Genomic DNA, 20,504 nt, shown 5'->3' with positions numbered 1-20,504 from the left:
ACCGATCGATCTACCGGCTTCCACTTGGAGGAACCGTGTCCTTCCCTTCCACCGCCGACGTCATCGAGCGCTTCAACCGCGCCTTCGTCGAGCGTGACCGCGGCCTGCTCGACGACCTGGTCGCCGAGGACTGCGTGATGGAGTCCGTCCAGCCGGCCCCCACCGGCGAACGCGTCACCGGCCGCGAGGCGTGCCTTGAGTGGTGGGGCGCGCTCGTGGACGACCTCACCAGCAGGTTCGAGCCGCAGGAGGTGATCATCGCCGGCGACCGGGCCACCATCCACTGGCACTACCGCTACGGCACCGGCCCCTCCGACTGGGTCAGCGGCGTGAACCTCATGCGCATCCGCGACGGGCGGATCGTCGAGGCCCTCGGCTTCAGCAAGACCGCCGGCGAAGTCCCCCTGGCCAGCGCCTGATGGACGTCATGCGCAGCTACCACGTCGACAGCGGAGCCGGCGTCGACGGCCTGTCGATCAAGGAACACCCCGTCCCCTCCCCCGGCCCCGGGCAGGTGGTGGTCGCGGTGCGCGCCACCTCCCTCAGCTTCCGCGAGCTGATGATCCTGCGCGGCGACTACGTGCTCCCCGTCAAGCCGGACGTGGTGCCGGTCTCCGACGGCGCCGGCGAGGTCGTCGCGACCGGCCCCGGCGTCGAGTCCGTCGCCGTCGGCGACCGGGTCACCGCCACCCTGTTCCCGAGCTGGCAGGACGGCCCGTTCGCCCTCCGGCACCTGCCGCAGCTCGGCGGCTCGCTGGACGGCATGCTCACCGAGTACGCGCTGCTCGACGAGCACGCGCTCGTGCCGATCCCGGCCCACCTGTCCTACGAGGAGGCCGCGACTCTCCCCTGCGCCGCGGTCACCGCCTGGAACGCCCTGACCGGCGACGGCACCGGCCCGCTGCCCGGCCAGACCGTCGTCACCCAGGGCACCGGCGGGGTGTCGCTGTTCGCGCTGCAGTTCGCCAAGGCGCTGGGCGCCCGCGTGATCGCCACGACCAGCAGCCCGGCCAAGGCCGAACGCCTGTACGAGCTGGGCGCCGACGACGTCGTCGACTACCGGGCCACCCCAGACTGGCCCGCCCGCGTCCGCGAGCTGACCTCCGGGCAGGGCGCGGAGTACATCGTCGACGTCGCCGGCGACCTGGGGCTGTCGCTCACGGCGGCCTCGATCGCGGGGCAGGTCGCCAGCGTCGGGTTCGTCGTCGGCGACCCGCCGCCCCTCGACCCGCGGGCGGTCTTCAACGCGGGGGCCACGCTGCGGGGCATCGCCGTCGGCAGCCGGGCGCAGTTCCTGGCCATGAACCGGCTCATCGAGGCCCACCGGCTGCGCCCGGTCATCGACCGCGTCTTCCCCTTCGACCAGGCTCCCGACGCCTACCGCCACTACGCGTCGGGCCGGGCGTTCGGGAAGATCGTGATCACCGTGTGAGGGCGGTCGGTGCCGGGCGATCGGGCGCAGCGGCGGGGTGTGCCTGCGGAACACCCCGCCGGAGCAGCCGGGCCCGCCGGGGAACGCGCGACCGGCGGCGCGCCGTCCCCCTTCGCCGATCCCGCTAGCAGGGGGTCTCGTAGAACTCCGGGTACGAGCCGCGGGTGCCCACCCACGTCTCGTCGCCCACGCAGTTCTCGTACTTGACGCCGACCAGCGTGGTGCGGGAGGAGTCGCTGTAGTAGTACGTCTCGCAGTGGTAGTCGATCTGGCAGGCGCGGGCGTGGGCGGGCGAGCCGATGATGGTGAGGGTGCCGAGGGCGAGCAGGACGGCCAGCGATGCGCGGCGAATCATGGAGATCCTCTCTGACACGAGGAAGCGCTACTGACCTCGATGATCGATCGCCGAAGCGAACAGTTCAATACGCTCTATGCCGGGTAACCCATGGCGAAGGCGAAATGATCGCACTTCTCTCCGACATAGGATCATTTCATCTGGTGTTGGCCGATCATCGAAAGGCTTCCATGATCCACCCCCTCAGCCGCCGGTCCGCTCTGCTGGGGGCCGCGGCCGTGGCCGGAATCGCCCTGTGGGAAAGGCCGGCCGAGGCGGCCGGCGCCGCCGCGTTCGACGCGGCCCGGGAGCGATGGGTGAGCCTGCTGGCCGGTGCGACGTACGACCCCGCCTACCTGGAGAAGACGCGGGCGGTCGAGGGCTCGGCCAACGCGGTGCTGCGCAAGATGAACCCCACCCCCGGCCGTCCGAGCCTGTGGCCCGACCTGCCGCTCGACGACCCCCGTACGGGCAACTTCAACCGCGCCTACAACCGCATGCGCACGCTGGCGCTCGGCTGGGCCACGCCGGGCACCGACATGCACCGGGACCAGCGGGTCGCCGAGACCGCGGCCGACGCGCTGGACTTCCTGTACGAGCACGCCTACCGCGAGGGCCTCGACCGCCGGGGCAGCAACTGGTACTGGTGGGAGATCGGCGTCCCCCGGGCGCTGACCGACACCTGCGCCCTGCTCTACGACGGCCTGCCCAGGAAGAGCCTGCATCGCTGGCTGCGCCCGCTGCGCCACTGGTGCCCCGACCCCGAGCGGCGCGTCAGCCACCCCGGCGTGGTCGAGACCGGCGCCAACCGGGCGAGCAAGGCCATGGCGGTGGCGATGCGCGGGCTGCTCACTCACGACGCCCGCCTGATCAAGCGGGCCGGGAACGCCGTCTCCGACCTGCTGCGCCGCACCGGGGGGCCGGGCGACGGCTTCTACCGGGACGGGTCGTTCATCCAGCACGACGTGTACCCCTACAACGGCAGCTACGGCGTGGACTACCTGGAGAGCGTGGCCAAGCTGATCGCCATGCTCGCCAGGTCGCCGTGGGAGATCGACGGCATCGGCAAGGTCTACGACATCGTGGACCGCTCGTTCACGCCGTTCATCTTCGACGGGCTGATGATGGACTGCGTGCGCGGCCGGCAGATCTCGGTGCAGGGCCATCGCGACCACCACTCGGGACAGAAGGCGGTCGAGGCCATCCTGACGCTGCTGGAGACGGCGCCCGAACGCCACGCGCGGCGCTGGCGTCCGCTGGTGAAGGGCTGGCTCACCCGCAACCAGGCCGTCCCGTACGCCACGGTCGCCCCGCTGGCGAGCGTCGCGCGGGCCGAGGCCCTGCTGGCGGACGCGTCGGTCCCGGTCGGCCCCCGCACGACCGGCACCTTCGTCTTCGCCGACATGGACCGGGTCGTGCACCGGCGTCCCACCTGGGCGTACGCGATCGCGATGAGCTCGGAGCGCATCGGCGCGGCCGAGGGCATGAACCAGGAGAACCTGCACGGCTGGTACACCGGCGACGGCATGACGTACCTCTACACGGCCGACCTCACCCACTGGAACGACGACCTGTGGCCGACGATCGACCCGTACCGGCTGCCGGGCACCACGGTCGACACCCGCAGGCGCGCCGACCTCCCGCACGGCGCGCGCCGCCTGCCGCCCACCCCGTGGGCGGGCGGCGTGGCGCTCGACGGCGAGTACGGCGTGGCGGCCATGAGGCTGATCGCCGACGGCTCCTCGCTGCGGGCCAGGAAGGCGTGGTTCCTGCTCGACGACGGGGTGATCGCCCTCGGCTCGGGCATCACCGCCTCCGACGGCCGCCGCGTCGAGACCGTCGTGGAGAACCGCAACACCCACGGCGCCCATCCCCCGCTGACCCGCGGCGACGGCTGGGTCCACCTGTCCGGAGTGGCCGGGTACGCGCTGCTCGACGGCGCCGAGGCGAAGGTGATCCGCGAGAAGCGCACCGGCCGCTGGCGCGACATCGACACCGGCGCCACCACCGGCGGCGACCGCACCCCCGTCTCCAGGCACTACACGACCATCGTCGTCGATCACGGCGTCGATCCCCGCAGGGCCCGCTACGCCTACGCCGTGCTGCCCGACGCCACCGCCGAGCAGACCGCGGCCTACCGCCGTCGGGTCGAGGTCCTGGCCAACTCCAGGACGGTGCAGGCCGTGGCCAGGGGCGACCTGCTCGCCGCCGTGTTCTGGCGCGCGGGGGCCGTCGAGACGCCGCACGGGCCGCTCGCCGCCGACGGGCCGTGCGCCGTGCTGCTGCGCCGCGACCGCCACCGGGTACGGCTGGCCGTCTCCGACCCGTCCAGGACCGCCGACGAGGTGCGGATCAAGCTGCCGTGGCCGGTCAAGTCGGTCAAGGAGGGCGACCGGGGCGTGCGCCGGTCCAAGCGGGCGGTCAAGATCGAGGTCGGCGGCAGCCGCGGGCATGCCCGTACGGCGGTCGTCCGCGTCTGAGGCCGGGCCGCCGCCGTTCAGGAGGCATCGGCGGGGGCGTACGGCAGGAGGTCCGCCACGGGGACGCCCGGGTCGGCGAGCCGTCGCGGATCGGCGGTGTGCCCGGCGGCGACCAGGGCCCGGAGGTGACCGGCGGCGCCCTGGCCGTCCATGGTCATGGCCGCCACGAGGACGCCGCGGTCGAGCCAGAAGGCGGTGAACCCGGGCTCGCCGGGCTCGCCCCTGGTGACGACGCGGTCCGAGGTGGTGGGGAGACCGACGTATTCGAGGGTGGACCCGTACTGGGTGGAGAAGAAGTACGGGACGTGGTCGACGGTCGCCGGCTCGCCCACCAGCGTGGCCGCGGCGGCCGTCCCGTGGACGACGGCGTTGTCCCAGTGCTCGATCCGCACCGGTTTCAGGTAGCGGGGGTGCCGGTGGCGGGCCACGTCGCCGGCGGCCAGCGCGGCCGGGTGCGAGCTGCGCAGACGTCCGTCGGTGAGGATGCCGCCGTCGACCCGCAGCCCCGCCGCCTCGGCCAGCTCGGTGTTGGGGACGGCGCCCACGGCGACGACGACGAGGTCGGCCGGGACGCGCCGCCCGGTGACGGTGCGCACGGCCTCGACCGAGCGCATGCCGAGCACCGCCTCGACGCCGTCGCCGGTCAGCAGCTCGACGCCGTGGTCGAGATGCCGCCGGGCGACGACGCCGCCGAGCCGGTCGCCGAGCACGTGGTAGAGCGGCGTGGGCAGCGGGTCGACCACGGTCGTGCGGACGCCGAGCGTCCGGGCGGCGGCGGCGACCTCGCAGCCCAGCCAGCCGGCGCCCACCACGACGACGTCGGAGGCCGCGCGCAGGGCGTCGCGGAGGCGTTCGCTGTCCTGGCGGTCGCGCAGGTAGTGCACGCCGTCGAGGTCGGCGCCCGGCACCCGGAGGCGGCGCGGGCGGGCACCCGTGGCGATCAGCACCTGGCTGAACGGCAGCTCCACGTTGCGGCCCAGCTTCACCCGCCGGCCGTCCAGGTCGAGCAGGGTGGCGGGGGCGCCGAGGGCGAGCGCGACGTCCTGGGCGGCGTAGAAGCGCGGCTCCAGGACGTCCAGCTCGGCGGCCTCGGTGGTGCCCAGCAGGTAGCCCTTGGACAGCGCGGGACGGTGGTAGGGCAGGGGGTGCTCGTCGCCGACGAGCGTGATCGGCCGGTCGTAGCCGTGGTCGAGCCGCAGGGCCCGGGCGGCCTGGGCGGCGGCGAGGCCGGCGCCGATGATGACGATGCCGGGATCGGCGGGCATGGGAAATCTCCTTGTGAACGGGACCGAGGAGGGTCAGACGACCTGGAGGTTGGCCATCATCGCCATGTCCTCGTGCTCGGCGTTGTGGCAGTGGAAGAGGTAGCGGCCGCGGTAGCCGTCGAACCGGGTGATGATCTCCACCGCCTCGCCCGGACGCAGGGAGACGGTGTCCTTGAGCCCCGCGTCGTGCGGCAACGGCGGCCGGCCGCTGCGCGAGAGCACCCGGAAGCCGACCAGGTGCAGGTGGACGGGGTGGTGGACGTCGGCGACCATGCGCCACACCTCGACGTCGCCGAGGCCCACGGTGACGTCGGACCGGGCGGGGTCGAACGGCAGCCCGCCGATCAGCCAGCCGTGGCCGTCGTCCATGCGGCCCGCGCGGAAGGAGAACTCGCGCACCCGTACGGCGTCCGCCCGCCGCCACTCGGGCAGGTCGGTGGACAGGACGCGCGGGACCCTGCTGTCGTCGGGCGCGGCCCGCGCGACCCGGAAGGCCATCACGTCCCGGGTACGGCCGGAGCCGAGCCGGTTGACGATCCGGACGCGCCCTCCGACCGGGACACGGGCGAAGTCCACCACCACGTCGTACCGCTCGGCCGGCGCGATCGGCAGGAACCGGTGGGTGACCGGCGACGCGAGCAGCCCCTGGTCGGCGCCGATCTGGACGAGGTCGAGCCGCCGCCCGTCGTCGAGCACGGCTTCGAGCTCGTAGTGGCGGGCGTTGGAGGCGTTCAGCAGGCGCAGCCGGTAGCGGGCCGCGTCCACCTCGTGCACAGGCCAGGGGGCGCCGTTGACGAGGATCACGTCGCCGAGCACCCCGGCTAGGTACGGTTCGAGCACGCCCGGCCGCTCCCGCAGGGTGGGGTCGAGGGCGGGGTAGGCCAGCTCGCCCTCGGCGGTGAACGCCCGATCGGCGATCATGAGCGGCAGCTCGCGCGGCCCCGAGGGCAGGCCGAGGGCCTTCTCGGCGTCGTCGCGGACGATCTGCAGCCCGGCCAGGCCGCGCCAGATCGCGGGGGCGGTGAAGTCCATCCGGTGGTCGTGGTACCACAGCAGCGTCGCCCGCTGGTCCAGCGGGAAGGTGTAGTCCCTCGTCCGCCTGCTCAGCACGGCCCGGGGGTCGCGCATGGTCCCCATCCCGGAGCCGTGCGCCGTGTGCATGCCGGGGTGCATGGTGGGCTCCGTCCAGCCCTCGGGCAGCACGAGGTCGGTGGGGTAGCCGTCGGAGGCCGCCGGGGTGCGTCCGCCGTGCAGGTGGACGACGGTCGGCACGGGCAGGTCGTTGCGGTGCGTCACGGTGATCGGCCGGCCTCGGTGCGCCTCGATCGTCGGCCCCGGGAAGGTGCCCCCGTACGTCCAGGCCCGGGTCCGCACGCCGGGCAGGATCTCCAGCGTCGTCTCACGCTGGACGATCTCGTACCGGTCGGCGCCCTCCGAGGTGCCGGACGGCGCCAGCACGGCCGGGATCGGCAGCGGCACCTGGAACGGCGGCGGCAGCGGCAGGTCGCTGCGCAGCTCGGCGCCGGTGGTCGCGGGCCGGCGGGCCATCGCGGCGGAGGTGCCGAGCCCGGTGGCCGCCATCAGCCCGAGCGCGCCGCCGATGCCGAGCGCCTGCCGCCTGGTCACACCCATGATCCGCCTGTCCTGTTCAGGCATCGGGGGTCTCCCTTCGCGGGAAGGGGCGGCGCCAGACGTCGATGAACTGCACCGTGAGCGCGGCGACCGTCATCACCCCCAGGGGGATGTGCAGCCACAGGGCGCCGTCGAGCCCGGCGAAGTACTGCACCGTCTCGGCCGCCACCACCGCCGCCGTGGCCAGGAAGGGCCCGGACCTGCGCAGCCGCACCCACACCACGATCGCCACGATCAGCTGGAGGTAGCCGACGGAGGTGACCACGTCCGCGCCGATCGAGTGCCAGCGCAGGCTGTCGTAGTCGCCGGTCAGGTAGACGCCGGCGAACACCGGCTGCCCGGCGATCGCCGCCATGTGCGCGCTGACCAGCGCTCGCAACGTCCAGGCCACGGGTGCCGTACGCCGCCGGGCGTCGGCTCCCGGCCCGTCGACCGCGGTGAGCATCGGGGGGTCCTCCTCGTCTCGTCCTCGTGAAACGCTCCGACGCTATGGCCTCCCGGTTATCTTGTCCAAGATCTGTATTGCTATGGTGTTATGCGTTGGGAGGCATGATGGATCTGAACGCGCTCCGGCAGTTCCTGGTGGTGGCCCGGCTCGAACACCTCAGCGCCGCCGCCGAGGAGCTGCGCGTCGCGCAGCCGTCGCTGAGCCGTACGATCGCGCGGCTGGAGAACGAGCTGGGCACGCCGCTGTTCGACCGCGGCGGCCGGCTCCGGCTGAACGGCGCGGGCACCCTGTTCCTCGGTTTCGTCGAACGGGCCCTCGGCGAGCTCGACTCCGGACGGCGAGCCGTCGCCGAGGCCGCCGGCGAGGGGTTCGGCACCGTACGGCTGGCGTCGGAGACCTTCCTGACCCTCACCGGGCCGCTCGCGGCCTACAAGCGCGCCCATCCCTCGGTCGAGGTCGAGCTGCACTGGGCGCCCGCCGACGACATGGGCCGCCGCCTGCGCGCCCAGGAGTTCGACCTGTGCGTCGCCTCGCAGCCCATCCACGCCGACGGCCTGGAGGCGGTCGAGCTGCTCGACGAGCCGGTGGGGCTGGCCACCTCGCTCGACCACCCGCTCGCCGGCCGTGCGTCGGTGACCATCGACGAGCTCGCCGGCCAGCCCTTCGTCACCGCCCGCAAGGGACACTGGCAGCGCCGGCTGCTCGACCGCCTCTTCGCCGCCAGGGGCCGCACGCCGAGGGTCGTCTGCGAGGGCGACGAGCCCAGCGCCATCGCCGACCTGATCGGCGCGGGGCTCGGCATCGGCCTCGTCCCGTCCCTCGCCCGCCGCTCCACCACCCGTGCGCCCCTGGCCTGGGTGGACGTCGACGACCCCGACTGCCGCCGTACGCTCACCCTGCTCTGGGGCGCCGACAGCCACCTGTCCACCGCCGCCCGCCTGATGCGCACCACGATCACCAGCTGGGACTGGCTGGCCGGCGAACCCCAGGAGAAGCGCGCCTGATCCCGGCCCGCGCCTCCGCGGACCGGTCCTACGGCCTGGGCGTCGTGCCGACCCGGCGGCGGCAGGCAGCCGTGTCGACGTTGCCGCCGCACACCAGGGCGAGAACGTGCCGGACACGGAGTGCGAGCGTCCGTACACTTTCTGTCGCTGGTCCGTGTGGCCTTACGGCCCGGTCGAGAGAGGGCGGGGTTGACAGCGATGAGCGAGGTCCACGGCGGCGGACAGTCGCCGGGCGCCGCGGCGGCCACCGGCCCCGAGTCGGTGACCTGTCATGAGGATCTGGCCAGGCTGCTGGCCGAGCAGTTCGCGCGGGCCGACGTGTCGCTGCGGGAGTTGCAGGCGCGGGCCGACAGGTCGGGCGGGACCAGGCTGCCGCGCAGCACCTGCGCCGACATGCTGGCCGGGCGGCGTTTTCCCAAGAAGGCGGTCATGGTGGCGTTCCTGCGGGGGTGCCGGGTGCCCGACCATGAGCTCCCGGCGTGGGAACGGGCCTGGGACCGGGTGCGGATCAGCCGCCTGCCCGCCGGGGCCTGGGACGATCGCGCCTCGCCGACGCCCACCGGCACAGCGCCGACGTCCGCGGCCGCCCCGGCGGAACCGGCCGTGGACGAGGGCGGGCGCCGGCGGCGGGCGGTCCTGACCGGAGACGGACGCCGGCGGCGGGCCGTCCTGGCCGGAGGTGGTCGTCGGCGGGCCGTCCTGGTCGCGGCGGTCGCCGTTCCCGCGGCGGCCGCGCTGGTGCTCGCCGTGGTCGTCGCGCTGCGGATGACGGCCCGGCCCGAGGCGCCGCCCGAGCGGGTCCCCGACCAGGCCGTGGATCCCGATCACATCGTCACCGACGACGGCCGCGCGTTCCCCCGGGGCGGGTCGAGCCGGTTCACGGTCAGCGTGAGCCCGGCCAACACCGGCGTACGGCTGACCCGCCGCCTGGACGCGGGCGTCGGCCTGCAACACGCGACCATCACCGTGGACGGCGCCCCGGCGGCGCACTGGCGGCCGCTGCTGGAGGACGGCGTCCACAAGTGGCGCAACCAGATCGTCGACCTGCCGCCGGCCCTGACGGCGGGGCGGCGCGCGCTCACCGTCGTGAACGAGTGCGTGTCCGCCTCGGGCTTCAACGAGTTCCTCTACACCGTGGAGCACCGGATCAACGGCGTCTGGTCGATCGCCGACAAGGTCGACGTGGGCCCCGATCATCCCGAGAGCGAGGCCGCGCACGACTACCGCGTCATCGGCGGCGACTGGGCCCACCACCAGACCTTCGCCTACCCGCCCCGCAAGGAGGACTGGAACGTGCGCTGAAGGCACCGGGCGAATAAGATAGCGAAGTACTTCACAATGAAGGACGTAAACAAACCCGAGGAGCTCCCCCGCATGGCCTCCATCCGGCACGAGATCGTCATCGACGCCTCCCCCGACCACATCTGGGACGTCCTGCGCGACGTCGGAGCCGTGCACGAACGGCTGCTCCCCGGCCGCGTCGAGGACACCCGGATGGAGGGCGACCAGCGCTTCCTCACGTTCCCCGACGGGCACGTGATCCGCGAGCTGATCCTGGCCGTCGACGACGACGCCCGCCGCCTGGCCTACGCGGTCGTGGACGGCGCGAGGCCGCCGCTGGAGCACCACCACGCCTCCTTCGAGGTCCGGCCGGAGGGCGAGGGGGCGGGCCGGCTGATCTGGGTCACCGACGTGCTGCCCCACGCGCGGGCCGCCGAGGTCGGCCTGCGGATGCGGTACGGCGCGTCGGAGATGCGGCAGGCGATCGAGGGCGCGGCCCGCTCCTGACCTGGCGCGAGGGCGCTGACAACGGTGTCACTAGGATGGCCCGCGCCGGGAGGGCTTCCCGCCCCGTCCCGCACGACCCGAGAGGCACATCCTGATGGCGGACCGCGACGCCCACCCGCTCGACGACCCGGTGGGCGCGTCACTGCGCGGGCGCCACGCGCACCTCGCCCGCCGGCTCGGCGACGCGGTCGCGTACCGGCAGGACGTGGCGACCTTCTGCTCGGTGCCGGCCGACCCGGACGAGCGGGCGTGGGCCGACCTCGCCCGGCTGCTCGGGCCGGGTGAGCTGGCCGACCTGTTCAGCCTCCCGGCGACCCCGCCGCCGGACTGGGAGCCGGTCTTCTCCGTCGAAGGACGCCGGCTGATCTGGCCCGGCGGCCCGCCTCCCGCCGGGTCCGGCGAGGTCGCCGAGCTGGGCGACGACAGCGTCCCCGAGATGCTCGACCTGGTCGCCCGGACGCGGCCGGGGCCGTTCTGGCCGCGTACCCGCGAGATGGGCGTCTACCTCGGCGTCTTCGACGGCGGGAAGCTGGTGGCGATGGCGGGCGAGCGGCTGCGGCCGCCGGGCTGGACCGAGATCAGCGCCGTCTGCACCGCGCCCGAGGCGCGCGGCCGCGGGCACGCGGCCCGCCTGGTCGGCGCCCTGGTCTCGCGGATCCTGGCCCGCGGCGACCGTCCCCTCCTGCACGTGGCCGAGGCCAACACCGCCGCGATCGCCCTCTACGAGCGGCTCGGTTTCCGGACCTACGGGCCCGTGACCTTCCGGGGTTTCCGCACCCCCTGACGGCCCCGGCGGGCGCCCGGGTCCGTCACGGAAAAACGCGTTGCCGTGGACGCCCGGCGAAACGTATGGTTTTGCGCTCGTGGTCACAGTGGTGGAGCGGGTCCTGCCGGCCCGATTGGGTACAGGGTTCCGATGGTTGCTGGCGTCGAGCTGGCTGACGAATCTCGGTGACGGGATCGCGGCCGCCGCGGGCCCCCTGCTGATCGCGACGTTGACCCGCGACCCGCTGATGATCTCGCTGTCCGCCCTGGTGAGCTGGGCGCCGCCACTGATGTTCAGCCTGTACGCGGGCGTCCTGTCCGACCGGCACGACCGCCGCAGGATCGTGCTCGTCGCGAACGCCGTACGGGCCGTGGTCCTGGCGGCACTCGTCGTGCTCATGGCGACCGGCACCGTGACCGTGGTGACGGCGCTGGTGGCGCTCACGCTGCGGTCCGTCGCCGAGGTGTTCGCCGACAACGCGACGTCCACGCTGACGCCCATGATGGTCAGCAGGGACGACCTGATCATCGCCAACGCCCGCCTCGGCACCGGGTTCATCACGCTCAACCAGCTCGCCGGGCCGCCGGTCGGCGCGGCGCTGTTCGGACTGGGGCTGACCTGGCCGTTCGCGGGCCAGCTGATCCTGGTGCTGGCGGGGATGGTCCTGGTCTCCCGCATCACGCTGCCGCCCCGCGACCGGCCGGCCGGCGCGCCGCGGCCGAACACCCTGCGGGAGCTCGTCGCCGGGTTCAGCTGGACCGTCAGGCATCCGGCGGTCCGCACGCTGGCGCTCACCATCCTGATCTTCAACTTCACCTTCGGCGCGGCCTGGTCGGTGCTCGTCCTCTACACCCAGGAGCAGCTCGGCCTCGGCGCGATGGGGTTCGGGCTGATGACCACCATCGGCGGGATCGGCGGCCTGATCGGCACCGGCCTGTACGGAACCGTCACCCGCAGGGTGAGCCTCGGCGCGCTGATGCGGATCGGGCTCATCATCGAGACGCTCACCCACCTGGGCCTGGCGCTGACGCATTCGCCGTGGGTCGCCGGAGCCATCTTCCTGGTGTTCGGCGCGCACGCCTTCATCTGGGGCACGACCTCGGGCACCGTCCGCCAGCGCGCGGTCCCGCAGGAGTTGCAGGGCCGGGTGGGCAGCGTCAACACCGTCTGCGTCTACGCCGGTCTGGTGGTCGGCTCGATGATCGGCGGCGTGCTGGCCACCCGCTTCGGCGTCGCGGCGCCCTTCTGGTTCGCCTTCGCCGGTTCGGCGGTGTTCGTCGTGCTGCTGTGGCGTCAGCTCATGCTGATCGCCCACGACGACTGACCCGCCCGCCGGCGGACTCGGAGCACGTCGTGCGGCCGGACGCTCGTCTCACTTGAGCGGGTCGTGTCCCCAGTTCATCAGCGAGTGGCGCCACCGCGTCTCCCGGACGTCGCCGGACGGGCGTTGCGCCAGGTGCCGGTGGATGTAGCCGATGACCTTGGTCATGTGCTCGTAGTCGTGGCCGTTCAAGGACGACTTCCCCTTGCGGAGGAGCCGGACGATCTCGCGGCCGGAGGCGTGCCCGGTCGACTCGCCGCCGTCCCGCTTCTGGCCGGCCTCCTTCGACTCGTCGGTGTCCAGCCAGCGTTCCAGCTCCTTGGCGGTCATGTTCACCGCCTCGCCGAACTCGGCCGCCACGTCCCGGTCGCCGCTCATTTCGCGTCCTTGTCCTCGCGCAGGGCCGACGGCTTGTGCACGGCCTTGCGCCCGCTCCTGTCGCTGCGCACGACGTACTGCGGGTCGTCGGGCGAGGCCGCGACCGTGCGGCCCGCCTCCTTCGTCCTCTTGGTGATCTTCTTCTCCACCTTGCCACGGGCCGTGGACCCGTGGCTCTTCCAGGAGACCTCGTCACCCACGGACGGATCGTCCTTGCGCTTGCCGGTCATAGAACCCGCGCTACCCCGCCCCCCTCCCGCACTCGGCCCCGGAGGCAAACCTTCCTTTACCGTCGGCGCCCCGGTCAGGCGTCGATCGCCTGGTAGAGCGTGGTCCAGAAGTCGTGGACGAGCCGGGCCGAGTCCGGCGTGGACATGCCGACCTGGGTGAGCAGGATCCCGGTGAGCCCGTTCTCGGGGTCGGCGTAGGTGGAGGTGCCGCTGCCGCCGTCCCAGCCGAACTGGCCGACGGGCGCGTAGTCGCCGCGGTAGGTGCGCACCGCCATCCCGAGGCCCCAGCCGCCGTGCTGGCCCTGCCCGAAGGAGATGTGCACGTTGTCGACCGCCATCGCGTGCCGGGCGGCCTGCTGGGCGGGCGTGAGGCGGTTGGTGGTCATCAGCTCGACGGCGGGCCGCGACAGGACGCGCTCGCCGTCGTGCGTGCCACCGTTCAGCAACATGCGGAAGTAGGCGTGGTAGTCGTCCACCGTGGACGACAGCCCACCGCCGCCGCCCTGGAACGCCGGGGGCTCGCTGTGACGTCCGCCCTGAGCCTCGTCCCAGACGTGGAACTCGCCCGTCGCCGGGTCGGGGGCGTACAGGGGAGGCAGCCGGTCGAGCTTGCCCGCGGGCACGTCGAAGCCGGTGTCCTTCATGCCCAGCGGCTCGAAGACGCGTTCGTTCAGGAACGTCCCGAACGGCCGGCCCGTGACCCTGGCCACCAGCACGCCGAGCAGGTCGCTGGCGATGTGGTACTGCCAGCGCTCCCCGGGCTGGTGCATCAGCGGCAGCTCGCCCAGGCGGCGCATCCACTCGTCCGGCTCGGGCATCGGCGTCGGCAGGTCGGGCGTGAGGCCCTGCCCGAACACCGCGTTCATGATCGGGGTGCCCAGCGACGTCATGTCCATGCCGAGCCCGAACGTGGAGGTCAGCACGTCGCGCACGGTGATCGGCCGGCGTGCCGGCACGGTGTCGTCCAGCGGGCCGTCCACGCGGGTGAGCACCCGCCGGTCGGCCAGTTCGGGCAGCCACGGCTCGACCACGTCGTCCAGCCGCAGCCGGCACTCGTCCAGCAGGACCATCGCCGCCGCCATCGTCACCGGCTTGGACGTGGACGCCATCCGGAAGATCGTGTCCCGGCTCATCGGCGCGCCGCCGTCGTGCCGCATCGTCCCCATCGCCTCGACGTGCGTCTCCTCACCCCGGCCGACCAGGGCGACCAGACCGGGGATCCGCCCCGAGTCCACATGCCGCGCCAGCACGTCGTGCAGCCTGCCCAGCCCGGCCTTCGAGAAGCCGCCGTTGCCGTTGCCCGTCATCGTTCTCCCTCGTCCCGTCAGCGCCGATCCGCTCATGGGGTAAACCTTCGCCGACCGTCCTGACACCGGACTGTCGCCGCCCTGACGCCGCCGCTGACATCCGCGGGAGCGCGCGAGGGCGGGCCGCCTGCTGCTCACGAGTGGCCGAATCGTAAAGTGAGCAGGATTGCACCAGTGATGTAGGGAGTCCTTCTTGCACGAGAAACTGTCGTCGATCTACGACAACGTCCTGCGCCGGAACCCCGGCGAGGTCGAGTTCCACCAGGCGGTGCGCGAGGTGCTCGAAAGCATCGGCCCGGTTCTCGGCAAGCATCCCGAGTACGCCGAATCGAAGATCATCGAGCGGATCTGCGAGCCTGAGCGTCAGATCATCTTCCGGGTGCCGTGGGTGGACGACCGTGGCGAGGTGCAGATCAACCGTGGCTTCCGGGTGGAGTTCAACAGCGCGCTCGGGCCGTACAAGGGCGGGCTGCGCTTCCACCCGTCGGTCTACCTGGGCATCGTCAAGTTCCTCGGGTTCGAGCAGATCTTCAAGAACGGCCTGACCGGCCTGCCCATCGGCGGCGGCAAGGGCGGCTCGGACTTCGACCCCAAGGGCCGCTCCGACCGCGAGGTGATGAGCTTCTGCCAGAGCTTCATGACCGAGCTCTACCGGCACATCGGCGAGTACACCGACGTCCCGGCCGGTGACATCGGCGTCGGCGGGCGCGAGGTCGGCTATCTGTTCGGCCAGTACAAGCGCATCACCAACCGCTACGAATCCGGCGTGATCACCGGCAAGGGCCTGGTCTACGGCGGCGCGCAGGTACGCACCGAGGCCACCGGCTACGGCTGCTCGTTCTTCGTGGAGGAGATGCTCAAGGCCCGCGGCACGTCGTTCGACGGCAAGCGGGTCGTCGTGTCGGGCTCCGGCAACGTGGCCATCTACACGATCGAGAAGGTCGAGCAGCTCGGCGGCGTCGTGGTGGCCTGCTCCGACTCCTCCGGCTACGTCCTCGACGAGAAGGGCATCGACCTGGACCTGCTCAAGCAGGTCAAGCAGGTCGAGCGGGGCCGCCTGGAGGCGTACGCGGAGCGCCGGGGCGAGCACGCCGTCTTCGTCCCGGACCGCAGCGTGTGGGAGGTGCCCTGCGAGGTGGCGATGCCGTCCGCCACGCAGAACGAGATCACCGGCCGGGACGCCGCGTTCATGGTGGACAATGGCTGCCTCGCGGTCGGCGAGGGCGCCAACATGCCGACCACGCCCGAGGGCATCAAGGTGTTCCTGGAGGCGGGCGTCTCGTTCGGGCCCGGCAAGGCCGCCAACGCGGGCGGGGTGGCGACCAGCGCGCTGGAGATGCAGCAGAACGCCAGCCGCGACTCGTGGACGTTCGAGTTCTCCGAGCGCCGCCTCCGGGAGATCATGCAGGACATCCACGGCCGCTGCCTGCAGACCGCCGACGAGTACGGCATGCCGGGCAACTACGTGGCCGGCGCCAACATCGACGGCTTCCGCCGGGTCGCCGACGCCATGCTCGCCCTGGGCCTGATCTGACCCGCGCGCACGGCTGAACCCGCCGCCGGCCGGCTGTGCCTGGCAGCGGGCGACGTGCGGACGGACCCGGGTCCGGCCGCACGCCTGGCGGCGGGTCGGCGGTCAGGCCGGAGTGGTGGGGTCGAGCTGGTGGTCGGCCCAGACGTAGGTCTCGGGCAGCAGATCGGCGACGGGGACCGCCCGGAGGCGGTCACCGCCGCCCACGATCACCTTGAGGGCCGGGAAGTAGTCCAGCAGCACCTGACGGCAACGGCCGCACGGCGGGGACGACTCCCCGGTCACGGTCCCCCACGGCGACGATCGTGTCCAGCTCGTAGGCGCCCTGGGCGGCGGCCGTGCCGATGAGCACCAGCTCGGCGCAGGGCCCTCCGGTGAAGTGGTAGGCGTTCACGGCGGTGATGATCCGGCCGTCCCGGGCGCGGGCGGCGGCCGCCATGGTGTGGTTGTCGCCCCGGCAACGAGTACGGGCGACCTCCGCGGCGGCCTGGACGAGCTCGCTGTCGGCGTGGTGGCCGGTCAAGCCCGGGCCTGCTCGCGCAGGAACGCGACGATCAGTTCGGTGACCTCGGCCGGGCGTTCCATGCTCGCCAGGTGGCCCGCCCAGGGCAGCTCGACGTTGCGGGCGGCGGGCAGGTCGGCCTCGGTGTGCCGGAAGTCGACGGCGTCGTGCGCGCCCGACACGGCCAGGCACGGCATCGTCACGACCGACGGCTCGATCGCGACCTTGACCGGCCCGACGACCCCCTCGGCGAGCTGGAGCTCGTAGGCGCGCACCTGCATCTCGTGCACGGCCCGCCCGGCCTCCTCGCCGGCGTCGGGGCCCAGCCAGCGGTCGACCATCAGCTGCGAGGCAGCCGCCAGATCGCCCGCCTCGACCAGCTCCTCCTCGCGTTCTCCGAGTGCGCGCAGGTCGGCGCTCGGCTCCCGCCAGGGCAGCGCGGCGGAGAGCAGGACCAGCGCCTCCACCCGCTCAGGGCTGCCGGCGGCGACCTCCAGCGCCACCTTCCCGCCGTAGGAGGAACCGACCAGGAAAAACCGGTCGATGCCCAGGCTGTCGAGCAGGTCGAGAACATCGCCCGAGTTGCTGTACGGCTCGGTGGGCAGCGGGCTCTGCCCGAAGCCGCGCAGGTCGCATCGGACCACCCGGAACCCGGCTGCGATCAGGGGCTCCCACTGGGGGTCCCACATGCGCCGGTCGCACACCCCCGCGTGCAGGAGGAGCAGGGCCGGTCCGTCACCCGCGACATCATGAGAAATCATCATCGCGCAGACGTTACCAGCCATTCAGTGACCGGTTCGTCCCCTTTTTACGGCACCGGCGCCCTGTCCGGCGACCCGGGCCATCCAGGCCGTCACCCCCAGCACCACCACCGCCAGCACGCTCAGCAGCACCGCGTTCAGCAGGTAGCCGGCCCCTGGAAGCCCGCCCACGTAGACGCCGACCATCGGCAGCAGCACCACCAGGGCACGGCGCCCGACCGGCGACCGCAGCGCCAGCCCCGCGGCCACCACCGCCAGGGCCCACATGGGCGGGTAGGCCCATCGGGACGAGACGGCCGCGCCGGCCGCCGCAGCCCCGAGGAGCACGGCCATCCACCACAGCAGCCGCCGCCCGCCCAGCGGGCCGGGCCCGGGAGACGGCGCGAGGAGCAGCATCGCCCCGCACAGCACCAGGGGCAGCGCCGAGATCGCCATCCCGCCGAAGTCGAACGGCACGCCCCCGATCAGGAGCACCCCGTCGCCGGTCACGCTGGACGTGAACGACGCGTTGACCCACCCGCGCACCCCCGGGGTCACCAGCGCGTACGCCCACGCGCAGACGGCCGCCGCACCGGCCTTCCCGCGCCAGGCCAGCACCACCACGACCGCGTACGGCAGGGCGTAGGTGAGCATGCGCAGGAACTGCGGGAACTCGTCCGCCACGAAGGGGCGCTGCCATGTCGCCGCTCCGAACATGGCGGCCCGCGCGAGCGCCGTCAACAGGAGCGCGACGGGCACCAGGAGGGCGGCGGCGTCGACCGCGGCCCGCCACTGGGCGCCGGCCCCGCGCCGCACCCTGATGGCCAGGCCGCCCCGCACCAGGTCGAACGTGTCGCGCACCCCGGGCCGCCGCCGGCCGGGCTCCGCGCCCGCCACCAGCACCGCGATCATCTCTTCCTCGTGCAGGGCCCGGTGCTCGGCCGGGTACCACCGGACCAGCAGCCGCCGGTAGCGCCGTTCCAGGGACGTCATCGCGACCTCCCCGCCCCGCCGAAGGCCGCCGACGGCCCGCCGAGCGCTCCCGGCGGCCCCGCGAACGCCCCGAGCGGCCCGGCGAACGCCGATCCCAGCCCTCCGCCGGGCTGCCACGCCGCCCGGCCGCGCAGCCGGGCCGTGGCCGTCTCCGCGTTGTGCCGCAGTTGCTCGGCCTCGGCCGCCAGCCGGAGCTCGCCCTCGGGCGTCAGCCGGTAGTGGCGCCGCGCCCGCCCGTCGACGACCTCCTCCCGGTCGGCCGCCACCAGCCCTTCGGCCTGGAGCCGGTCGAGGGCGGCGTAGAGGGTGCCGGCCCGCAACCGCACCCGCTCGCCGGAGATCCGCACGACGTCGGTGATGATGCCGTAGCCGTGCTGCGGCCCGGCCGCGAGCGCGGTCAGGATGAGGAACGTCGGCTCCTGCATCGCCCTTGAAGTCATGTCGACGATATATACCGATGATCAGAGCGAGCCGCAACTCCGGCATGCGAAAAGGCCGCCGGTCCCGCGAGCGAAGTGCGAGCCCGGGGTGCGGGGGGACGGCCGGTCCCCCCGCACGGGGAGTCCTACGGGAGCCGGATCGCGCGGTCCAGGGCGGGCGGGGTCAGCGGTCCCTGTCGCAGGTAGGCCCGCATGGCCTCGTAGTCGCGGTTGCCGCGCACCGCGTCGGTGTACCCGGCGAAGGCCGTGTAGCCGTCGGCGCCGATCAGCGTGTACGCCAGCGCCGCCAGCCGGTATGTCCTGCCGATGTCGAGCGGCTGCCCGTTGATCACCACGTCCGCGGGGTTGATCCGGTCCCCCACGGGCCGGTTCGGGGAGTAGGAGAAGCGGACGTTCTTGGACACGGCCAGCGGCGCGAACTTCACGGTGCCGTCGGCCTGCGTCTGCCACTGCTGCTCAAGGGCCTGCTCGATCTGCGCGCCCTTGACCGAGACGGTGAGCACCGGGTTGGCGTAACCCCATGCCGCCCACGACTCGCCCATGAGCACCCGGCCGTCGGCGTCGGCGGGGTTCGTGCCCTTGGCGAACTTCAGGTCGCCGCGCAGCGAGTTCGAGCCCTTGGTCGGCGCCACGGCCGCCATGGCCAGGTCGGCCTCGCCGCCCTCGGTCTGCTGCGAGTCGAAGTACTCCACGTCGGCCACGGTGTTGCCGAGCGTGCTCTGCCCGGTCGCGTCGCGGGTCCTGGTGAGGTCGCCGGTGATGGTCCCGTACGGCTTGGCGTAGGTCTCCTTGGTCTTGGCGTTCCAGTGGTCGACCAGCTTGACCATGGCGGGGTCGGGGGTGACGTCGCGGGTCACCGGGTGGTTGACCGCGGTGGTCTCGGGCCTGATGACGTCACGGGTGCGGCGGTCGAGCTTCAGGTTGATCTCGCTGATGAGGCGGCCGTGGTTGGCGGCCTCGACGACCGGGCGGAGGTTGCCGGCGGGGTCGGGGAGCGAGCAGGTGAAGTACCAGTGCCAGTGGCCCGTGACGATGACGTCGATGTCGGCCGAGGCGTTCTTGGCGAAGTCCCAGATCGGCCCGCCCTTCGGCTCGCCGCAGCCGTTGTAGTCCTCCCCGGCCTTGCCACCCTCGTGCACGTTGGCGACGATGGCCTTGACGCCGCGCGCCTTGAGGATGGCGGCGTACTTGTCGGCCGTCTCCACCAGCGGCAGGTTGTCCAGCGACGGCTGGTAGGAGGTGGAGCCGTCCACGGTGGTGGGCGTGGTCAGGTTGATGAACCCGACGGGGATGCCCTGGAAGCGCTTGATCACGTACGGCGGGAGCACCGGCCGGTCGTCGCCCTTCTGGACGATGTTGGCCGTGGAGAAGGTGAAGTCGGCGCCGGAGAACTGCTGCCCGTCGGAGTCGGTGAAGCAGCTGTCGAGCCCGATCTCGCCGAAGCACTCGCCCTTGCCCATGTGGTCGCGCAGGAAGCCCAGCGACCGGTCCAGCTCGTGGTTCCCGACCGCGGTGAACTCCACCTTGATCTTGTTCAGGAACTCGATGGTGGGCTCGTCGGCGTGGTAGGACACCTCGGTCGGCCAGCCGCTGAAGTTGTCACCGCTGGCGAACGTGACGGTGTTCTTGCGGCCTTGCCTGAGCCGGTCGAGATGCGTCGCGATGTACGGCGCGCCACCCACCACCAGGGTGTTCCCCTGCGGATCCTTGATCGTGCCGTCGGTGGCGTTGGACTGCGGGGTGATGTAGCCGTGGAAGTCGGTCAAGGACAGCAGCTGGACGTCCACGGGCTTCGGCTCGGCCTGTGCGGGTGAGGCTGTCGAGGCCAGAGTGACGCCTAAGGCGACAACGATCCACTTACGGAACGAAGACACACTTGCTCCTCAATAGGTGAAATATCGGGATAAAAGGCT

General features: G+C 72.6%; 21 protein-coding genes. 9 read left to right on the top strand and 12 right to left on the bottom strand.

The features are described 5' to 3' along the window. Positions 1-35: 35 nt before the first annotated feature. The gene (locus tag ACWCSU_RS20685; RefSeq protein WP_364092070.1) at positions 36-419 is read left to right on the top strand and encodes a nuclear transport factor 2 family protein; all 384 of its coding nucleotides are present in this window, start codon (positions 36-38) and stop codon (positions 417-419) included. Between the two features lie 8 nt (positions 420-427). Continuing rightward, complete coding sequence (locus tag ACWCSU_RS20680) at positions 428-1,432, top strand: zinc-dependent alcohol dehydrogenase family protein (RefSeq protein ID WP_449936763.1); 1,005 nt, start codon at positions 428-430, stop codon at positions 1,430-1,432. 124 nt (positions 1,433-1,556) lie between these two features. Here ACWCSU_RS20680 and ACWCSU_RS20675 read toward each other — a convergent pair whose 3' ends face one another. Beyond that, on the bottom strand, positions 1,557-1,787 hold the full coding sequence (locus ACWCSU_RS20675) for a DUF6289 family protein (RefSeq protein WP_364092066.1): 231 nt from the start codon (positions 1,785-1,787) through the stop codon (positions 1,557-1,559). Between the two features lie 170 nt (positions 1,788-1,957). Here ACWCSU_RS20675 and ACWCSU_RS20670 point away from each other — a divergent pair, with 170 nt between their 5' ends. Continuing rightward, positions 1,958-4,246, top strand: a complete 2,289-nt coding sequence (locus tag ACWCSU_RS20670; RefSeq protein ID WP_449936761.1) for a polysaccharide lyase 8 family protein — start codon at positions 1,958-1,960, stop codon at positions 4,244-4,246. A gap of 17 nt (positions 4,247-4,263) precedes the next feature. Here the strand turns inward: ACWCSU_RS20670 and ACWCSU_RS20665 are convergent, their stop codons facing one another. The 3 genes from ACWCSU_RS20665 to ACWCSU_RS20655 are packed head-to-tail and all read right to left on the bottom strand — an operon-like array spanning position 4,264 to position 7,588. Next, a complete protein-coding gene (locus ACWCSU_RS20665; protein WP_449936759.1) occupies positions 4,264-5,511 on the bottom strand; it encodes an NAD(P)/FAD-dependent oxidoreductase in 1,248 nt (415 codons plus the stop codon). A gap of 33 nt (positions 5,512-5,544) precedes the next feature. Next, the gene (locus ACWCSU_RS20660) at positions 5,545-7,167 is read right to left on the bottom strand and encodes a multicopper oxidase family protein (protein WP_449936756.1); all 1,623 of its coding nucleotides are present in this window, start codon (positions 7,165-7,167) and stop codon (positions 5,545-5,547) included. Continuing rightward, positions 7,160-7,588 (bottom strand): hypothetical protein, encoded by a 429-nt coding sequence (locus ACWCSU_RS20655; RefSeq protein WP_357707401.1) that lies wholly within the window; start codon positions 7,586-7,588, stop codon positions 7,160-7,162. The genes ACWCSU_RS20660 and ACWCSU_RS20655 overlap by 8 nt, the downstream gene beginning before the upstream one ends. Before the next feature lie 104 nt (positions 7,589-7,692). Here ACWCSU_RS20655 and ACWCSU_RS20650 point away from each other — a divergent pair, with 104 nt between their 5' ends. The 5 genes from ACWCSU_RS20650 (at position 7,693) to ACWCSU_RS20630 (ending at position 12,473) form a co-directional block, all read left to right on the top strand. After that, positions 7,693-8,595, top strand: coding sequence for a LysR family transcriptional regulator (locus ACWCSU_RS20650; protein ID WP_449936754.1), 903 nt, complete (start codon positions 7,693-7,695; stop codon positions 8,593-8,595). A 198-nt stretch (positions 8,596-8,793) separates the two neighbouring features. After that, positions 8,794-9,897, top strand: coding sequence for a hypothetical protein (locus ACWCSU_RS20645; RefSeq protein ID WP_449936752.1), 1,104 nt, complete (start codon positions 8,794-8,796; stop codon positions 9,895-9,897). 72 nt (positions 9,898-9,969) lie between these two features. Beyond that, entirely contained in the window at positions 9,970-10,383 is a 414-nt protein-coding gene (locus tag ACWCSU_RS20640) for an SRPBCC family protein (RefSeq protein ID WP_449936750.1), read from the top strand. Between the two features lie 94 nt (positions 10,384-10,477). Further along, on the top strand, positions 10,478-11,167 hold the full coding sequence (locus ACWCSU_RS20635; protein WP_449936749.1) for a GNAT family N-acetyltransferase: 690 nt from the start codon (positions 10,478-10,480) through the stop codon (positions 11,165-11,167). A gap of 136 nt (positions 11,168-11,303) precedes the next feature. After that, positions 11,304-12,473, top strand: coding sequence for an MFS transporter (locus tag ACWCSU_RS20630; RefSeq protein ID WP_449936747.1), 1,170 nt, complete (start codon positions 11,304-11,306; stop codon positions 12,471-12,473). 48 nt (positions 12,474-12,521) lie between these two features. On the opposite strand, the gene ACWCSU_RS20625 is transcribed toward ACWCSU_RS20630, so the two are convergent. From ACWCSU_RS20625 to ACWCSU_RS20615, 3 genes are all read right to left on the bottom strand, one after another. Further along, complete coding sequence (locus ACWCSU_RS20625; protein ID WP_357707393.1) at positions 12,522-12,848, bottom strand: DUF3140 domain-containing protein; 327 nt, start codon at positions 12,846-12,848, stop codon at positions 12,522-12,524. Then, a complete protein-coding gene (locus ACWCSU_RS20620) occupies positions 12,845-13,078 on the bottom strand; it encodes a DUF2945 domain-containing protein (protein ID WP_397040953.1) in 234 nt (77 codons plus the stop codon). The genes ACWCSU_RS20625 and ACWCSU_RS20620 overlap by 4 nt, the downstream gene beginning before the upstream one ends. Positions 13,079-13,152: 74 nt before the next feature. Continuing rightward, positions 13,153-14,385, bottom strand: a complete 1,233-nt coding sequence (locus tag ACWCSU_RS20615; RefSeq protein ID WP_357707389.1) for a serine hydrolase domain-containing protein — start codon at positions 14,383-14,385, stop codon at positions 13,153-13,155. A gap of 193 nt (positions 14,386-14,578) precedes the next feature. On the opposite strand from ACWCSU_RS20615, the gene gdhA reads away from it, so the two are divergent. Next, positions 14,579-15,919 carry an NADP-specific glutamate dehydrogenase gene (gene gdhA, locus ACWCSU_RS20610; RefSeq protein ID WP_449936744.1) on the top strand — a complete coding sequence of 447 codons (1,341 nt, stop codon included), beginning with the start codon at positions 14,579-14,581 and terminating at the stop codon, positions 15,917-15,919. A 190-nt stretch (positions 15,920-16,109) separates the two neighbouring features. Here gdhA and ACWCSU_RS20605 read toward each other — a convergent pair whose 3' ends face one another. The 5 genes from ACWCSU_RS20605 to ACWCSU_RS20585 all read right to left on the bottom strand — a co-directional run bounded on the left by ACWCSU_RS20605 (position 16,110) and on the right by ACWCSU_RS20585 (position 20,465). Next, entirely contained in the window at positions 16,110-16,439 is a 330-nt protein-coding gene (locus tag ACWCSU_RS20605; RefSeq protein WP_449936742.1) for a hypothetical protein, read from the bottom strand. After that, positions 16,436-17,182, bottom strand: a complete 747-nt coding sequence (locus tag ACWCSU_RS20600; RefSeq protein WP_357707384.1) for an alpha/beta fold hydrolase — start codon at positions 17,180-17,182, stop codon at positions 16,436-16,438. The genes ACWCSU_RS20605 and ACWCSU_RS20600 overlap by 4 nt, the downstream gene beginning before the upstream one ends. A gap of 21 nt (positions 17,183-17,203) precedes the next feature. Further along, complete coding sequence (locus ACWCSU_RS20595; protein ID WP_449936738.1) at positions 17,204-18,151, bottom strand: hypothetical protein; 948 nt, start codon at positions 18,149-18,151, stop codon at positions 17,204-17,206. Next, positions 18,148-18,591 carry a PadR family transcriptional regulator gene (locus ACWCSU_RS20590; protein ID WP_397040948.1) on the bottom strand — a complete coding sequence of 148 codons (444 nt, stop codon included), beginning with the start codon at positions 18,589-18,591 and terminating at the stop codon, positions 18,148-18,150. The genes ACWCSU_RS20595 and ACWCSU_RS20590 overlap by 4 nt, the downstream gene beginning before the upstream one ends. Positions 18,592-18,716: 125 nt before the next feature. Further along, positions 18,717-20,465, bottom strand: a complete 1,749-nt coding sequence (locus ACWCSU_RS20585; protein ID WP_449936735.1) for a bifunctional metallophosphatase/5'-nucleotidase — start codon at positions 20,463-20,465, stop codon at positions 18,717-18,719. Positions 20,466-20,504: the final 39 nt, after the last annotated feature.

Source organism: Nonomuraea sp. NPDC001699 (assembly GCF_053596455.1).
This window is presented reverse-complemented; position numbering and strand designations above follow the sequence as displayed.

Bases quoted from the DNA above. Each gene is read 5' to 3' on its own strand.
- ACWCSU_RS20680 (WP_449936763.1), top strand. From the start codon at position 428: ATGCGCAGCTACCACGTCGACAGCGGAGCCGGCGTCGACGGCCTGTCG.
- ACWCSU_RS20675 (WP_364092066.1), bottom strand. From the start codon at position 1,787: ATGATTCGCCGCGCATCGCTGGCCGTCCTGCTCGCCCTCGGCACCCTC.
- ACWCSU_RS20670 (WP_449936761.1), top strand. From the start codon at position 1,958: ATGATCCACCCCCTCAGCCGCCGGTCCGCTCTGCTGGGGGCCGCGGCC.
- ACWCSU_RS20665 (WP_449936759.1), bottom strand. From the start codon at position 5,511: ATGCCCGCCGATCCCGGCATCGTCATCATCGGCGCCGGCCTCGCCGCC.
- ACWCSU_RS20660 (WP_449936756.1), bottom strand. From the start codon at position 7,167: ATGCCTGAACAGGACAGGCGGATCATGGGTGTGACCAGGCGGCAGGCG.
- ACWCSU_RS20655 (WP_357707401.1), bottom strand. From the start codon at position 7,588: ATGCTCACCGCGGTCGACGGGCCGGGAGCCGACGCCCGGCGGCGTACG.
- ACWCSU_RS20650 (WP_449936754.1), top strand. From the start codon at position 7,693: ATGATGGATCTGAACGCGCTCCGGCAGTTCCTGGTGGTGGCCCGGCTC.
- ACWCSU_RS20645 (WP_449936752.1), top strand. From the start codon at position 8,794: ATGAGCGAGGTCCACGGCGGCGGACAGTCGCCGGGCGCCGCGGCGGCC.
- ACWCSU_RS20640 (WP_449936750.1), top strand. From the start codon at position 9,970: ATGGCCTCCATCCGGCACGAGATCGTCATCGACGCCTCCCCCGACCAC.
- ACWCSU_RS20635 (WP_449936749.1), top strand. From the start codon at position 10,478: ATGGCGGACCGCGACGCCCACCCGCTCGACGACCCGGTGGGCGCGTCA.
- ACWCSU_RS20625 (WP_357707393.1), bottom strand. From the start codon at position 12,848: ATGAGCGGCGACCGGGACGTGGCGGCCGAGTTCGGCGAGGCGGTGAAC.
- ACWCSU_RS20620 (WP_397040953.1), bottom strand. From the start codon at position 13,078: ATGACCGGCAAGCGCAAGGACGATCCGTCCGTGGGTGACGAGGTCTCC.
- ACWCSU_RS20615 (WP_357707389.1), bottom strand. From the start codon at position 14,385: ATGACGGGCAACGGCAACGGCGGCTTCTCGAAGGCCGGGCTGGGCAGG.
- ACWCSU_RS20600 (WP_357707384.1), bottom strand. From the start codon at position 17,182: ATGATGATTTCTCATGATGTCGCGGGTGACGGACCGGCCCTGCTCCTC.
- ACWCSU_RS20595 (WP_449936738.1), bottom strand. From the start codon at position 18,151: ATGACGTCCCTGGAACGGCGCTACCGGCGGCTGCTGGTCCGGTGGTAC.
- ACWCSU_RS20590 (WP_397040948.1), bottom strand. From the start codon at position 18,591: ATGACTTCAAGGGCGATGCAGGAGCCGACGTTCCTCATCCTGACCGCG.